General features: G+C 66.9%; 17 protein-coding genes and 1 tRNA gene. 6 read left to right on the top strand and 12 right to left on the bottom strand.

Annotation, left to right across the window (positions count from 1 at the left end; all coding sequences use genetic code 11):
* Together QZ184_RS06270 and gcvT are read right to left on the bottom strand one after the other, a co-directional pair.
* Window positions 1–397 (bottom strand): OB-fold nucleic acid binding domain-containing protein (locus tag QZ184_RS06270; RefSeq protein ID WP_296418636.1); only part of this gene is annotated, 397 nt, incomplete at its 3' end.
* Between the two features lie 45 nt (window positions 398–442).
* Window positions 443–1,555: a glycine cleavage system aminomethyltransferase GcvT gene (gene gcvT / locus QZ184_RS06265; protein WP_296418634.1), complete on the bottom strand. Its 1,113-nt coding sequence runs from the start codon at window positions 1,553–1,555 to the stop codon at window positions 443–445.
* 105 nt (window positions 1,556–1,660) lie between these two features.
* Here gcvT and QZ184_RS06260 point away from each other — a divergent pair, with 105 nt between their 5' ends.
* Window positions 1,661–1,918, top strand: a complete 258-nt coding sequence (locus tag QZ184_RS06260) for a hypothetical protein (RefSeq protein ID WP_232197217.1) — start codon at window positions 1,661–1,663, stop codon at window positions 1,916–1,918.
* A 116-nt stretch (window positions 1,919–2,034) separates the two neighbouring features.
* The gene (locus QZ184_RS06255; protein ID WP_247476722.1) at window positions 2,035–2,430 is read left to right on the top strand and encodes a cyclic nucleotide-binding domain-containing protein; all 396 of its coding nucleotides are present in this window, start codon (window positions 2,035–2,037) and stop codon (window positions 2,428–2,430) included.
* Between the two features lies 1 nt (window position 2,431).
* Here the strand turns inward: QZ184_RS06255 and speB are convergent, their stop codons facing one another.
* The 6 genes from speB to QZ184_RS06225 are packed head-to-tail and all read right to left on the bottom strand — an operon-like array spanning window position 2,432 to window position 7,036.
* A complete protein-coding gene (gene speB / locus QZ184_RS06250) occupies window positions 2,432–3,286 on the bottom strand; it encodes an agmatinase (protein WP_247476723.1) in 855 nt (284 codons plus the stop codon).
* Window positions 3,283–4,152, bottom strand: a complete 870-nt coding sequence (speE, locus tag QZ184_RS06245) for a polyamine aminopropyltransferase (RefSeq protein WP_247476725.1) — start codon at window positions 4,150–4,152, stop codon at window positions 3,283–3,285. The genes speB and speE overlap by 4 nt, the downstream gene beginning before the upstream one ends.
* 45 nt (window positions 4,153–4,197) lie before the next feature.
* Window positions 4,198–4,971 (bottom strand): Coq4 family protein, encoded by a 774-nt coding sequence (locus QZ184_RS06240; RefSeq protein ID WP_296416126.1) that lies wholly within the window; start codon window positions 4,969–4,971, stop codon window positions 4,198–4,200.
* A gap of 44 nt (window positions 4,972–5,015) precedes the next feature.
* A complete protein-coding gene (gene mazG / locus QZ184_RS06235; RefSeq protein ID WP_296418631.1) occupies window positions 5,016–5,825 on the bottom strand; it encodes a nucleoside triphosphate pyrophosphohydrolase in 810 nt (269 codons plus the stop codon).
* 30 nt (window positions 5,826–5,855) lie between these two features.
* A complete protein-coding gene (locus tag QZ184_RS06230) occupies window positions 5,856–6,542 on the bottom strand; it encodes a class I SAM-dependent methyltransferase (RefSeq protein WP_296418629.1) in 687 nt (228 codons plus the stop codon).
* Between the two features lie 23 nt (window positions 6,543–6,565).
* A complete protein-coding gene (locus tag QZ184_RS06225) occupies window positions 6,566–7,036 on the bottom strand; it encodes a metal-binding protein (RefSeq protein ID WP_296418627.1) in 471 nt (156 codons plus the stop codon).
* A 38-nt stretch (window positions 7,037–7,074) separates the two neighbouring features.
* Here QZ184_RS06225 and QZ184_RS06220 point away from each other — a divergent pair.
* Window positions 7,075–7,146: transfer RNA gene (locus QZ184_RS06220), tRNA-Val, on the top strand.
* Window positions 7,147–7,154: 8 nt separating this feature from the next.
* Here the strand turns inward: QZ184_RS06220 and QZ184_RS06215 are convergent.
* The 4 genes from QZ184_RS06215 to QZ184_RS06200 are packed head-to-tail and all read right to left on the bottom strand — an operon-like array spanning window position 7,155 to window position 10,736.
* On the bottom strand, window positions 7,155–8,693 hold the full coding sequence (locus tag QZ184_RS06215) for a SulP family inorganic anion transporter (RefSeq protein WP_247476731.1): 1,539 nt from the start codon (window positions 8,691–8,693) through the stop codon (window positions 7,155–7,157).
* A 32-nt stretch (window positions 8,694–8,725) separates the two neighbouring features.
* Window positions 8,726–9,640, bottom strand: coding sequence for an oxidoreductase (locus QZ184_RS06210; RefSeq protein ID WP_296416146.1), 915 nt, complete (start codon window positions 9,638–9,640; stop codon window positions 8,726–8,728).
* Between the two features lie 14 nt (window positions 9,641–9,654).
* Entirely contained in the window at window positions 9,655–10,470 is an 816-nt protein-coding gene (locus QZ184_RS06205) for a methyltransferase domain-containing protein (protein WP_296418625.1), read from the bottom strand.
* Between the two features lie 11 nt (window positions 10,471–10,481).
* Window positions 10,482–10,736, bottom strand: coding sequence for a hypothetical protein (locus QZ184_RS06200; protein ID WP_010313641.1), 255 nt, complete (start codon window positions 10,734–10,736; stop codon window positions 10,482–10,484).
* Window positions 10,737–10,789: 53 nt separating this feature from the next.
* Here QZ184_RS06200 and QZ184_RS06195 point away from each other — a divergent pair, with 53 nt between their 5' ends.
* From QZ184_RS06195 to QZ184_RS06185, 3 genes are all read left to right on the top strand, one after another.
* On the top strand, window positions 10,790–11,248 hold the full coding sequence (locus tag QZ184_RS06195) for a protein phosphatase (RefSeq protein ID WP_156797743.1): 459 nt from the start codon (window positions 10,790–10,792) through the stop codon (window positions 11,246–11,248).
* A complete protein-coding gene (locus QZ184_RS06190) occupies window positions 11,248–11,871 on the top strand; it encodes a 2OG-Fe(II) oxygenase (protein ID WP_296418623.1) in 624 nt (207 codons plus the stop codon). Before QZ184_RS06195 ends, QZ184_RS06190 begins: the two co-directional genes overlap by 1 nt.
* A 49-nt stretch (window positions 11,872–11,920) precedes the next feature.
* Window positions 11,921–13,460, top strand: a 1,540-nt coding sequence (locus QZ184_RS06185) for a valine--tRNA ligase (RefSeq protein ID WP_296418621.1), incomplete at its 3' end; no start/stop codon positions are given.

Below are 13,460 nucleotides of genomic sequence, written 5' to 3'. Positions count from 1 at the left end.
GGTAGCGGTGGCGCAGCCGCAGCTCCTCGCGGGTGTTCTCCTCGTCGTGCACCGAGACGGCAAAGGGCAGGTTGCCCTTGACGCTGTTCAGCACGCGGATGGAGCTGGCCAGCACCTCGATCTGACCGGTGGAGAGCTTGTCGTTAATGGCATCGGCGGGGCGCTCGCGCACCTTGCCCTCCACCTGGATCACCGTTTCGTTGCGCAGGTGTTCCGCCACGGCGAACATCTCGGCGCCGTTGTCGGGGTCGACGGTGATTTGAACGGTGCCGCTGCGGTCGCGCAGATCGATGAAGATCACACCGCCGTGGTCACGGCTGCGGTCGACCCAGCCGCACAGCTGCACAGCCTGGCCGGTGGCGCTCTGACGCAGGTCGCCGCATCCGTGGCTGCGCATGTGGAAACAAGTGGGTGATCGGCGATTGTCCCACTTGGAGTGGGCTCAGCGCCGGTAGAAGGGGCGCCTGACCACCTCGGCGGCTTCGGCTTTGCCCCGGATTTCGACGGCCAGGCTGGTGCCGAGCTTGGCGGCGCCGGTGGCCACGCTGGCCAGGGCAATCCCGGCCTGCAGGCTCGGGGACCAGGTGCCGCTGGTGACGGTTCCAACCACCTCTCCGTTCTGGAGAACCGGGTAGCCATGGCGGGGGATGGCGCGGCCCTGGAGCTTCAGCCCAACCAGGCGCCGTTTCAGCCCGTCCGCGGTTTGCTGCTCGAGGACCGGGCGGCCGATGAAGTCCTTGGGCATCTCCAGATGCACCAACCAGCCCAGGCTGGCCTCCAGGGGCGAGGTGCTGGCATCCATGTCACTGCCATAGAGATGCATGCCCGCCTCCAGTCGGAGGGTGTCGCGGGCGCCCAGGCCGCAGGGTTTGACGCCCCGCTCCAGGCAGGTGGTCCAGAAGCGTTTGCCGGCATCGGCGGAGAGCAGCAGCTCAAAGCCGTCCTCACCGGTGTATCCGGTCCGTCCAACGAACGCCTCACCCAGGCCAGGCAGCGTCAGCTCCCGGTGGCCAAAGCGCGGCAGCCCAGCGAGGGAGCAGCCCGCCAACTCCTCCAGGAGCTGTGCGGCCTCCGGTCCCTGTAGGGCCAGCAGCGTGCCCGAGCCCTTCAGGTCGATCAGCTCGATGCCGGCGGGCTCCAGCTGGCTGCGCATCCAGGCCGTGTCGCTCTCGGCACAGGCGGCGTTGATCACCAGCACCAGTTCGTGGACCTGCTCGTTCTCCAGCCAGCCCCGGTCGTAAATGATCAGGTCGTCCCGGATGCCCCCTTCGGCATTGAGCAGGACCGAATAGCAGGCCTCGCCAGGCCCAATCCGAAAGAGGTCGCTGGGCACCAGGCCCTGCATGGCGTCCTTGACGTTGGCTCCCCGCAGGCGCAGGACGCCCATATGGGAGATGTCAAACAGGCCGCAGTGCTCACGGACGGCTTGGTGCTCGTCGATCAGGCCGCTGAATTGCACGGCCATCTCCCAGCCGGCAAACGGGACCATCCGTCCGCCGGCCTCCCGCGCCGCATCGAAGAGCGGCGTGCGCTGGAGGGAAGGCGAGGCGGCCATGGCAGTCCAATGCTCAGGCGGATCCTATGGATCTTGTTCAACAAGGGGAAGAGAACCCGGAGCTTTGCCGCTTCCTATGGCCGCCACGGGACGGCCTGATTACGGTTGGCAGCCCAAGCCTCCAAAGCGATAGGCCCGCGTCCCTGCTGCAGAAGTTGCCGCCACTGCGCCTCCCCCAAGGGGGTGGAGTTGGGTTGGTGCCGTCTGCGCAAGCTGCCGATTCATCCGGAGCTGGCGGGGGAGTTGTGGTGCCATCACTGGACGGCTCGGCCGCCGCGTCTGCCCGTTGTCGGTCAAGGGGATGGCCTGCAGCCAGCGGTGCGCGACCGCCAGCTCGCCCTCACGGATGTACTTGAAAGCTGAAGCAAAACCGAAGATCTCTGATCTCTTCTGTTTTGTTGTCTGGGCGTCCTGGATTGCCGGGCTGTAGGTGTCAAGCTGAGCCGATCAGGTTTTGGGGTACGGGAGGTCAGAGACGCATGCTCACGTCCACCATCGCGACCCCGATTGAGCTGATGTCCGCCCAGGTGGACAGCGAGACCCTCTCGTTCCCCACCGGTGCTGCGATCTTCAGCAGTGGCCAGACGGCTAACGCCATTTACGGCGTGCGCCGCGGCATCGTCGAGGTGATTGATGCCAACGGCGACAAGCTCTGCTGCAGGCCGGGTGAGTTGTTCAGCTACCAGGACATCGTTTGGAAGGACGGCGTCTACCGCAATGACGCCATCGCCCGCACGCCGGTGGAGTTGGTCAAGCTCGATCGCCTGCGCTTCCTGAACCTGCTGCATAACCACCCGACCCTGGCGGTGCAGTTGATCGCCCAGCAGCACGAGCGCCTGCGTGAGCAGCGCGCCAGCGGCACCTGCTCCTACTGAATCAGCGATCCAGCAGGAAGAGCAGGCTGCGCACCACCTTGGCGGCCAGCACGCTGCTGACCCCGCTGGGGTCGAGCATGGGCGCCAGTTCCACCACATCGGCGGCCACCAGGTTGTGGTGGCGCAGTTCATCCACCAGGGCGGCGAAGTCCCGCCAGAGGAATCCCCCCGGCTCCGGGGTGCCCGTACCGGCCATCACCGCCGGGTCAAACCAGTCCAGGTCAACCGTGAGATAGAGCGGTTTGCCCCGGAGGGGTTTGAGCGCCTCGGCCATCCGCTCGATCGCGACCAGGCGTCCGGTTTGGCGCAGTTCGCTGAATTCCTCGCGGGTGCCACTGCGGATGGCGATCTGCAGCAGCTGTTGGCTGGGCAGGACCTCCAGGCAGCGGCGCATGGCGCAGGCATGGCTGTGGTTGGCGCCGAGCCACTCATGGCGCAGGTCGGCGTGGGCATCGAGTTGCACCAGCACCAGTTCGGGATGCTGCTCGGCGACGGCGGCCACTGCTCCTGAGCTGATGGAGTGCTCACCGCCCAGCATCAGCGGCTTGAGGCCCAGCCCCAGCACCGCCTGCGTCGCCTGCTTCACCGCGGCCACCACAGGCTCTGGGGCGCCGAAGGGGATGTCCACGGCGCCCAGGTCGGCAATGGCCAGTTCCTCGAGATCCCGATCGAGCTGGGGGCAGTAGCTCTCGAGGCCCGGGCTGACCTCGCGGATCGCCGCTGGGCCAAAGCGGGTGCCAGGCCGGAAGGAGGTGGTGCCGTCGTAGGGCACGCCGAATAGGCCCACCCGGCAGCCGGCGGGATCCCGCTGGCTGCCCATGTAGATGGCGCCGTCGCTGTCAAAGAGGTCGTTCATGCGTTGATCGCGCGTTCGATGGCGGCGGGGATGGCGTCAAAGGCGCCGCGCTGCCAGCGGGGACTCCAGATCTGGCAGCCATCGACCACGGCCGCGGCGCGGGAGGGATCCGGCTCCAGATAGCGGCGGCCGTCGATGGCGGCGAAGGTCCAACTCCACCAGCCGCTCGGGTACATCGGCACCCAGCCGTACATCGGATCGGCATGGCCAAAGACCTCGCGGATCACCTGGACGGTGTCGATGTGGACCTGACGGAAGGCCTCGGGGGATTCGCTCTGGGTGGCGAAGACGCCACCGGGCTTGAGGATGCGGCGGCACTGCTCGAAGAAGGCCCGGTTGAACAGGCCTTCGGCGGGGCCAGCGGGATCGGATCCATCGACGATCACCACGTCGTAACTGGCGTCAGCGGCATTGGCGGCCCAGGCGATGCCGTCGCCCACGGTCAGGTGGAAGCGGGGATCGCTCCAGCAGCCTCCGCCGATGGAGGGCAGGTGCTGCTGGCTCCACTCCACCACCAGTCCGTCGATCTCGACCATGTCCAGGTGCTGCACGCCGGTGTGGCGCAGGCACTCGCGGGCGGTGCCGCCGTCGCCACCGCCAATCACCAGCACCCGCTCCACCGCTGCGGCGCTGCAGAGCGCCGGGTGCACGATCGATTCGTGGTAGTGCCGCTCCTGGCGCTCGGCGGTCATCCAGCAGCCGTCGAGCAGCAGGCCCTTGCCGTAGCGCTCGCTCTCGATGATGGTGACCGTCTGGAAGGGGGATTGCTCTTCGGCGATCACCCGCCCGGCCAGTCCGTAGCGGACACCATCAAAGATCTCGTCCACCCAGCCGGGGGTTGGAGCGGGAGCGGCACTGTCGGCCATCGCAGGGGCGCGGGGAGATCTCTCCAGATTTGCGCACCGCCCTCCCTAGGCCTTGAGGGCCTCGATGAGCTCAGGGCGGCTGTGCCAGCTCCAGGGGCCGCTGGTGACGGCGTCGATCTGCAGCTCCCGGCGCAGGTCCTCCAGGTTGCGGGGCATCAGAGCTTCCCAGGGCTGGGCAAAGAGGGGTTGGGCGTTGGCACCCATCTCCAGCCCTTCACTGATGCGGCCAAAGGCATAGGCCGTGGTGTGGGCCTTGTCGGCGTGGCTTTCCAGCTCGTCGATCGGGGTGTCATCCCTGAACCAATTCAGCAGCAGGGACATCAGGTCGGTGAAGGCCAATCCTGGGTGGGAGAACTGGGCGACGCTGACGCTGATCACCCCCAATTCGCCGAAGTTGTCCAGGCTGAATCCCGTGAGGATGTGGTGTAGGTCGTGGGTCGCGTAGACCCGGTAGTTGATGTAGTCGGCGTCGGTCTCGAGATTGCTGAAGAAGCTGGGCTCGGGGAAGAAGTTGATGTCGTAGCCCAGGGCCCCGAGCACCGTGGCGTAGGTGTGACCCAGGCTGCCTTTGGGCAGGGCTTTCAGGGCCTCTGGGTCGTAGGGCCCGCTGAGCTGCCGGGTTTGGATCAGCCGCTCGGCTTCGGGATCGCGGGCCAGACGCTTGCGGCAGAGCTTCATCGGGTTGGAGTCCCGCAGCCGGTGGGAGAGCTCAAAGACGTTCTGGGCTGACTCCCCTCCTCCAGCCGCCAGGTCCATCAAGCCCAGAAAGCCCTGGATTTGCTCGGGGCTGGCCAGGCGATCGAGGTAGCGAAAACCCATGGGGGCTCCAGTGCCGGCCCCTCAAACTAGAAATGGTTTTTCGATCAGACCGCGTCCTGCTGCTCCTGGCGGATCTGGGCCTTGGCCTGCTGCCAGAGACCCTCGAGTTCGCGGATGCTGCGGCCCTGAAGATCGCCCCCCAGGGCGGCTTCGACGCGGGAGAAGCGATCGAGGAAGCGCCGGTTGGTGCCCGCGAGGCCCTCCTCGGGTTCGATTCCGCACCAGCGCGCCACGTTCACCAGGGTGAACAGGACATCACCGAGTTCCTCCTGGGCGTGGCGCTTGTCCCCTGAGGCCACGGCTTCCTTGAGCTCATCGAGCTCCTCGTGGACCTTCTCCCAGACACCGTTCATGTCATCCCATTCGAAGCCCGCCTTGGCGGCCTTCTTGGAGATGGTCATGGCTCCGGCCAGGGCGCCTTGGCCGCGCACCTTGCCCGCCAGGCGATCGCTCAGGGGACTGGCGGAGGGCGGAGCCTCTCCTTTTTCGCTGGCCTTGATGGCCTCCCAGGTGTCCTTGACCGCGGCGCTGTCTTTGGCGATGGCATCGCCAAAGACGTGGGGGTGGCGGCGGATCAATTTCTCGCTGATTCCCTGGGCGATGGCCTCGAGATCGAAGCGCTGCTCCTCCTGGGCGATCTGGGCATGGAGGACCACCTGCAGCAGCAGATCGCCGAGTTCCTCTTTGAGGTGGGCGTCATCCCCATGGCGGATGGCGTCGGCCACCTCGTGGGCCTCCTCGAGCACATAGGGCACGAGGGACTGGTGGGTTTGCTCCAGGTCCCAGGGGCAGCCCCCATCGGGATCGCGCAGCTTGGCGACCACCGCGATCAGCTCTTGCAGGGCGTCGCTCATCGAAGGGGGGCCAGCTGGCTCCTCACGATCTCATTGCGCTGCAGGCCGGCGGCTGAACCAAAGCCGGTTGAACAGGGCCTGCAGCAGTTGTGTCGCTGGCTCCATTCCCGCCCGATGCAACTGCCCCGCCAGACGATCTGCATCCACGGAGTAGACCCCGGCATTGCGGGAGGCCATCACGCGCTCGATCGTTTCGGAGTCCATGCCTTGGGCGTGGAAGCGGGCCCGGGCGATCGCCTGCCAGAGCTCCATGTCCGCCCCGGGTTCTTCACTGAAGCCGCTGATCACCAGCACGCCCCCAGGGCTGACGCGGGCACAGAGCTGTTGGAGGCAGTCCTCTTGCTCAGCCGGAGGAAGCAGGTGCAGGACGTTGTGGCAGATCACCGCGTCAAAACGGCCTGGCACCTCCTTGAGGTCGTTTGGGGCCCAGCCGATGCGACTGCCCGCTTGGACGCGGGCGATCACGGCGTCGCAGAACCCCCGCATCTGCTCGCTCGGCTCCACCAGCTGCAGGTGTGCGCCGGGCATGGCCCTCAGCAGGCTTGGCAGTTCTTCCCCTGCCCCAGGGCCCACCACGAGCGCCGATGAGGCCGTTGGCACGAGGGCCCCGAGTGCAGCAGCGGCGAGCTCGAAGTGGGTGTCGTAGGCGGGAATCAGCCGGCGAATGCTCTGGTCGTAGTGCCGGCCGTAGTCGCCATCGAAATCAAGGAGCGCCATGGGGCTTCGCGATTGCCTGTGGTCTAGCGACGGCGCCAGAGCCGTGGCATGGGATCACCGTCCTGCAGCAGGTGCAGCCAGGCGCTGGCCTCGATGCCAACCAGGGCCACCCAGAGCAGCCGCTCCTGCTGCTTGAGCCTGGTCAGCAGTTCGCTGCTCGAGGGGGCTCCCCAGGGGTGCAGCAGGCCGCTCAGCAGCAGGACAATGCCGAGGCCATAGCCCACCCGCACCAGGGTTCCGACAACCGGCGTGTGGGACAGGATCGAGCGATGGCGCAGGGTCTTGCGGTAGGGCCACCAGAGCCAGCGCAGGGGCCCCCAGCGTTGGTAGGGCCGGGAGTTGGTGTCGAGATCGGGGGAGAGCCAGAGGCCTCCGATCAGGAAGGCCAGGGCGCTGACGACCGTTCCGAGAGGTCCAAGCCAGGGCCACCAGAGCAGCCCATAGGGCAGGGCCAGCCAGCAGGTGGCGCGGTCGTGTTGCTGGCCGCTGGCCATCGCCGGGGGTGAATGCTGCCCTGCAGAATGCCGTAACCGCCCGGTTAGCTCAGCGGTAGAGCGCCTGCCTTACAAGCAGGATGTCGCTGGTTCGAACCCGGCACCGGGCATTACTGCACTAGTGGGCTGAAGACAGCTCCCCGCCGCGGCCGCCGGCTTCTTCTGCCACACCGATGCGGGCGAAGAGATCGGTGCTCTCTTGGTTGAGGTTGATCACCTCGACCTGGCTGCCGCCGAGCTTGAGCTTGCGGATGACCTGATCCAGGGCGGTCACGCCGCTTTGATCCCAGATGTGGGCCTCGCCCATGTCGATGGTCACGCGAGCGGGATGCTCGTGCAGCTCAAACCCCTGGCGGAAGTAGATGCTGCTGACGAAGAACAGCTGACCGCGGACGCGGTAGATGCGGTGCTCGCTGCCGCTCTGCTCACTGCTGACCTCGATCACCTTGGCGACCTTGCGGCTGAACAGGATCCCCGCCAGAGCCACACCGGAGAGCAGGCCCACCGCCAGGTTGTGGGTCAGCACGGTCACCACCACCGTCAGCAGCATCACCGAGGTGTCGCTCTTGGGGATGCGGCGGATGCTGCGGATCGAATCCCAGTTGGCGGTGTTGATGGCGATCATCACCATCACCCCAACCAGGGTGGCCATCGGGATCTGATTCACCCATTGGCTGGCCAGCAGGATCATCGCCAGCAGGCTCACGCCCGAGGTCAGGGTGGAGAGGCGGGTGCGGCCGCCATAGCCCACGTTCATCACCGACTGGCCCACCAGGGCGCAGCCGGCCATGCCGCCGAAGAACGAACTGACGATGTTGCCGATGCCCTGGCCGCGGGCTTCCTGGTTTTTGTGGGACGAGCTGTCGGTGACGTCGTCGAGGATGTCCTGGGTCAAGAAGGTCTCCATCAGACCCACCAGGGAGATGGCCAGGGCGGTCGGAAGGATCAGGCCCAGGGTGCCCGTGGTGAAGGGAACCTGCGGGATCCCGAATTGAGGAAGGCCGCTGGGCAGGGTGCCGAGGCTGCTGACCGTGGGCACATCCAGGCCCATGCGAATCGAGATCCCCGTCGAGATCAGGATCGCCACCAGGGCCGATGGCACGACCTTGGTGAAGCGCGGCATCACGTAGATGATCACCAGGGTCAGGGCCATCAGGCCCCAGACCGCCGGCAGCTGCCCCGCGGTCACCGCCACCTTCTCGGGGTGGAAGAAATCAAGGCCGAGCTGAGGAAGCTGGGCCAGGAAGATCAGGATTGCCAGGGCATTGACGAAGCCCGCCATCACCGGTTGCGGCACGAAGCGCATCTGGTGGGCGAGCCGTAGATAGCCCCAAGCGATCTGCAGAACACCCGTCAGGACCCCGGCCGCCAGCAGGTACTGCAGGCCCATGCCTTCGCCGAGGGCGTTGCCCTGCTCCACCAGCCCGGTCATCAGCAGGGCGGTGGAGCCCGTGGCCGAGGTGATCATCGCGGTGCGCCCGCCGAAGACCGCCAAGGTCACCGAGAGCATGAAGGCGCCAAAGAGACCCACCCGCGGATCCACGCCGGCGATTCCGGAGAAGGCGATCGCCTCGGGGATCATCGCGAAGGCCACCACCAGGCCCGAGAGGATGTCCCGATGGGGTTTGCCCCACCATTCTTTGAGGGCGAAAGTCATAGGGATCGGCGGCGGCTGTCGTCTGGCGTTCCCTACAGGGAACCGCCCGCTGGGGCCGACCCTATCAGTGCTGCACTGACCGACCTGAGGCGTGCGCAGGCCTCGACGTCCAGCGCTTGAGGGGGCATGCGGCAGCTGGTGGGATAGCCCCGCAGGTTCCCGAAGCCGCCTGGTCCGTAGAACACCCCGGCCTTGGCCTCCGGCGCGGTCGCGGCAAAGAGCTGGGGCAGGGCCCCCATGGCGGCGCTCTGGAAGAGCGGGTCCATCAGGCGGTAGGCCAGGCCTTCGAGCTTGGCGTTTTTCGAGGCCACGGAGGTGGGCTGCAGGTTGGTGCGGGCCAGGCCCGGGTGTGCCACCAGCGAGAGCACGCTGGAGCCCTCCTGCTCGAGCTGGCGTTGCAGCTCCAGGGCCGTCATGGCGTTGGCCAGCTTGCTTTGGCCGTAGGCATCCCAGGGCCTGTAGCGCGTCTCGCCCTGCAGGTCATCGAAGGCGATCCGGCCGAAGTAGGCCGCACCGGAACTCACATGCACCACCCGTCCACTGGGGCTTTGCTTCAGCAGGGGCAGCAGGGCCTGGGTCAAGGCGACGTGGCCCAGGTGGTTGACCGCGAATTGCAGCTCGAAGCCCTGGCGGCTCAGGGTCCGGGGCGGCGCCATCACTCCGGCGTTATTCAGCAGCAGGTCCAGCTGCTCCACCTGGGCGGCGGCCCGCCGCACGCTCTCCAGGTCCGCCAGGTCCAGTTCCAGCGGGATCAGCTCTCCGCCGGTGTCCGAGCGCAGGGCCGCGGCGGCGGCGTTGGCTTTCTCGAGGCTGCGGCAGGCCAGCAGCACGCGGGCCCCTTTGGCGGCGAGGGCCCGGGCACTCTCCAGTCCCAGGCCGCTATTGGCCCCGGTGATCAGGGCGGTCCGCCCCCGTTGATCGGGAATCTCAGCGGCGGTCCAGGGCACGGCGGGGCGGGGCACTACGGCCCCAATCGTCTCGCCCGCAGCTCCAGCACCGTGGGTCCGACCCAGAAACTGCCGGGATCCGAGGCGGCCGCCTGGATCTGCCCGAGTGCTGCGGTTTGGTCCGCAGCGCTCCAGAGCCCGAGGCGCTGCAGCTGCAGCCCGTAGACCGCAACAAAGCGCTCCAGCCACTGCGCCGCCATCGAGCCTTGGGGACCGAGCACGGGCAGTGGGCGCAGCTCTTCGATGCTCCAGCCCCGCGCCGTCAGCAGCGACGGCAGCCTGCGGTTCACATCCGGATCACCGCCGGCCGCGCGGAAACTCCGCTGGCAGGCCTGGCCAAAGCGAGCAATCGCTTCGGCCCCGGGGTGCAGGGCGAAGGTGTCCCAGTGGACGTACTCGTGGAACAGCACCTGGCCGCCGGGGCGGATGCATTGCCCCAGGCCCGCCAGGAGCGGTTCCAGGTCCGGCAGGAACATCGCCAGCCAGCGGCACCAGGCGAGATCGAACTGCTCTTGGGGCCAGGGATCCTTCAGCAGGTCGTGTTGACGGACCTCCAGCTGATCGATGCCGCTCCGGCGCGCCAGGGCTTGGGCCTCGGCGGCGTAGTCAGCGCTGAGCTCCAGGCCCAGGACACGGCCGCTGGGTCCGACGAGGGCAGCGAGATCGGCTGCAGCAAAACCTGGACCGGCTCCGAGGTCGAGCAGGTGCTGCCCGCTGTGGATGCCGGCCCGAGCCCAGGCGGCTTGGCTGATGGGAGACCAGAGCTCGTGCTGAAAGCGCAGGCGTTCCAGTTCGCTCTGGTGGGTCCCCAGGACGTAGTCCGAGGCCATGGCCCCGCGGCTCAGTCTTCGGGGAAGAGCAGGGAGGCGAGTTCGTCGGGATCCACGTCGTAGACGCGGGCCAGGCTGGTCTCGATCGCAGCGGTCACCTCGCCGGGCAGGAAGCGCATGGCGCTCAGGGCGTCATCGGTGATCTCGTCGCTCAGAAGCTTCTCGCCGCCGAGCTTCTCGTCATTGATCACCGCCATTACCCAGCTCTGGTAGGCGTAGACCAGATCGGCAAACTCCAGATCGGCGTCGTTGAAGTCGAGGGCCATGGCTCGGCGTTCACTTGACCGCAGTCTGCACACCGATGGGGAGGATGGATGTCATGACAACTGCATCTCCTGACCCACTGGCCCTGCAGGCGACCTTGGTGGATTTCGCCCTGGCGGAGTTGGTGCGCCAAAACCGAGAGAGCTTCCAGCCCCTCTGGAGCAGTGAGAGCTGGGCGAAATTGCTGATCTGGATGGCTCTGAACTGCGGCTGCAGCGGCGATGAGGAGGGTCTGAAGACCTTCGCTGAGGCCCTCGGTGCGGTCCAGACCGGCCGGATGCGGCGGGTGTTCTTCGAGCGGGAGCTGGGGGATCTGGAGCTGCAACTGATGGCCGATCCCGCAGAACAACAGGTGCTGGTGCTGCCCCAGGGCCCCGCCGATGAGGTGCTGGAGCCGGGACGCATCACCCGCGCCCTGGAGCGCGTTGGGCTGACGGAGCGCTTGCCCGCGGATCAGGAACGGTGGCAGCGTCTGGACGCCCTTGTGGCCATTCCCTGGCTGGAGCAGGCTTGATGGAGCTGATTGCGCGCTACAGCAACCCCGGCTTTGAGGCCCTCTCCGATGGGGTGATGGCCTTCTTTGAGCGGCGCGAGGACCTGCAGCGTCCCGGTGTGGCGTTTGGGCCCGATGGGGCTGAGCCCGCCAAGGTTTCGACTGACATCAGCCTGGTGGCGATCGATCGCTCCGACCCCGAGGCCTTTGCGCTCGCGGAGGTGATCCTGCGGGGGGTGACGGCCGGCCTGGAGCGCTACCTGCAGGAGCGTCCCCTCTTCCGGGACTGCTGCCCGGATCAGGAGCTCTTCGTGAACCCGATCTTCAACCTGCAGCGCTATGCCCCCGGCGAGGGCTTCAAGCGCTGGCACTGCGATTGGACCATCAGCGATGAGGCCACCGAGCCGGTGCATCGCGTCCTGGCCTGGATCCTCTATTGCAACAGCGTTGAGGAGGCCGGCACGGAGTTCCATTGGCAGGAGCACCACGAGGAGGCCCAGCGGGGCAAGCTCGTGATCTTCCCGGCCGGGCCTTCCCACATCCACCGGGGCCGGGTCACTCAGAGCGCGAGCAAGACCATCGCCACCGGCTGGATCAATGCCGGCAGCCGGGAGGCCTATCTCAAGCGCCTGGCGGCGGGCTGAGGCCCCGGCGGCCCTTTGCGAGCATGGGGCGATCGCCTGATCTGTTGACGTGACCGACGCCCTGCCGAAGACCTATGACCCGGTAGGCACCGAGGCGCGGTGGCAGCAGGCCTGGGAAACCCAAGGCGCGTTTCACCCGGATCCCAAGGCCCCCGGTGAGCCGTTTTCGGTGGTGATTCCACCGCCGAACGTGACCGGCAGCCTGCACATGGGCCACGCCTTCAACACGGCCCTGATCGACACGATCGTCCGCTTCCAGCGGCTTCAGGGCAAAAACGTGCTCTGCCTGCCCGGCACCGACCACGCCTCGATCGCCGTGCAGACGATCCTGGAGAAGCAGCTCAAGGCCGACGGCAAGCGCAAGGAAGACCTCGGCCGCGAGGCCTTCCTGGAGAAGGCCTGGGAATGGAAGGCCCAGAGCGGTGGCACGATCGTCGGCCAGCTGCGCCGCCTCGGCTACTCGGTGGACTGGCGCCGGGAGCGCTTCACCCTCGACGCCGGCTGCAGCGAAGCGGTGATCGAGGCCTTCAACCGCCTGCATGAGCAGGGGCTGATCTACCGGGGTGAGTACCTGGTCAATTGGTGCCCCGCCTCCGGTTCAGCCGTGAGCGACCTGGAGGTGGAGATGAAGGAGGTGGATGGTCACCTCTGGCACTTCCGCTATCCCCTGAGCAGCGGCCAGGGCTTCCTGGAGGTGGCGACGACCCGTCCGGAGACCCTCCTGGGTGACACCGGCGTGGCGGTGAATCCCAAGGACCCCCGCTATGCAGAGCTGGTGGGTCAGACCCTGACCCTGCCGCTGGTGGGCCGGGAGATTCCGATCGTGGCCGATGACCACGTCGATGCCGAGTTCGGCACGGGTTGCGTGAAGGTCACCCCCGCCCACGACCCCAATGACTTCGCCATCGGCCAGCGCCACAACCTGCCGCTGATCACGGTGATGGCCAAGGACGGCTCCATGAATGAGGCCGCCGGTCGCTTCCAGGGGCTGGATCGCTTTGAAGCCCGCAAGGCCGTGGTCGCGGCGATGGAGTCCGAAGGCTTCCTGGTGAAGGTGGAGGACTACCGCCACAGCGTTCCCTTCTCCGATCGGGGCAAGGTGCCCGTCGAGCCCCTGCTCTCCACCCAGTGGTTCGTCAAAACCGAGCCCTTGGCGGCCCGCTGCCGCGAGGCCCTCGAGAACGCCGATCCCCGCTTTGTTCCGGAGCGCTGGAGCAAGGTCTACCGCGATTGGCTCACGGACATTCGCGATTGGTGCATCTCCCGCCAGCTCTGGTGGGGTCACCGCATTCCCGCCTGGTTTGTGGTCAGCGAGACCGGCGGTGTGATCACCGATTCCACCCCCTATGTGGTGGCCCGGGATGAGGCCGAAGCCCAGAGCAAGGCGGATGCCCAGTTCGGGGCGGGTGCTGTTCTTGAGCAGGATCCGGATGCCCTCGACACCTGGTTCTCCAGTGGTCTCTGGCCCTTCTCAACCATGGGTTGGCCCAATGCCGAGGCGGCTGACCTGCAGCGCTGGTACCCCACCAGCGTGCTGGTGACGGGCTTCGACATCATCTTTTTCTGGGTGGCCCGGATGACGATGATGG

It is taken from the genome of Vulcanococcus sp. DEBay_Sum22DG08_74, from assembly GCF_017852955.1.
Lineage (GTDB): Bacteria > Cyanobacteriota > Cyanobacteriia > PCC-6307 > Cyanobiaceae > Vulcanococcus.
This window is presented reverse-complemented; position numbering and strand designations above follow the sequence as displayed.

Coding starts and splice junctions, on each gene's coding strand:
- QZ184_RS06255 (WP_247476722.1), top strand. CDS start 2,035: ATGCTCACGTCCACCATCGCGACCCCGATTGAGCTGATGTCCGCCCAG.
- QZ184_RS06190 (WP_296418623.1), top strand. CDS start 11,248: ATGGAGCTGATTGCGCGCTACAGCAACCCCGGCTTTGAGGCCCTCTCC.
- speE (WP_247476725.1), bottom strand. CDS start 4,152: ATGGCCGACAGTGCCGCTCCCGCTCCAACCCCCGGCTGGGTGGACGAG.
- QZ184_RS06195 (WP_156797743.1), top strand. CDS start 10,790: ATGACAACTGCATCTCCTGACCCACTGGCCCTGCAGGCGACCTTGGTG.
- QZ184_RS06215 (WP_247476731.1), bottom strand. CDS start 8,693: ATGACTTTCGCCCTCAAAGAATGGTGGGGCAAACCCCATCGGGACATC.
- mazG (WP_296418631.1), bottom strand. CDS start 5,825: ATGAGCGACGCCCTGCAAGAGCTGATCGCGGTGGTCGCCAAGCTGCGC.
- QZ184_RS06240 (WP_296416126.1), bottom strand. CDS start 4,971: ATGGGTTTTCGCTACCTCGATCGCCTGGCCAGCCCCGAGCAAATCCAG.
- QZ184_RS06225 (WP_296418627.1), bottom strand. CDS start 7,036: ATGGCCAGCGGCCAGCAACACGACCGCGCCACCTGCTGGCTGGCCCTG.
- QZ184_RS06230 (WP_296418629.1), bottom strand. CDS start 6,542: ATGGCGCTCCTTGATTTCGATGGCGACTACGGCCGGCACTACGACCAG.
- speB (WP_247476723.1), bottom strand. CDS start 3,286: ATGAACGACCTCTTTGACAGCGACGGCGCCATCTACATGGGCAGCCAG.
- QZ184_RS06200 (WP_010313641.1), bottom strand. CDS start 10,736: ATGGCCCTCGACTTCAACGACGCCGATCTGGAGTTTGCCGATCTGGTC.
- gcvT (WP_296418634.1), bottom strand. CDS start 1,555: ATGGCCGCCTCGCCTTCCCTCCAGCGCACGCCGCTCTTCGATGCGGCG.
- QZ184_RS06205 (WP_296418625.1), bottom strand. CDS start 10,470: ATGGCCTCGGACTACGTCCTGGGGACCCACCAGAGCGAACTGGAACGC.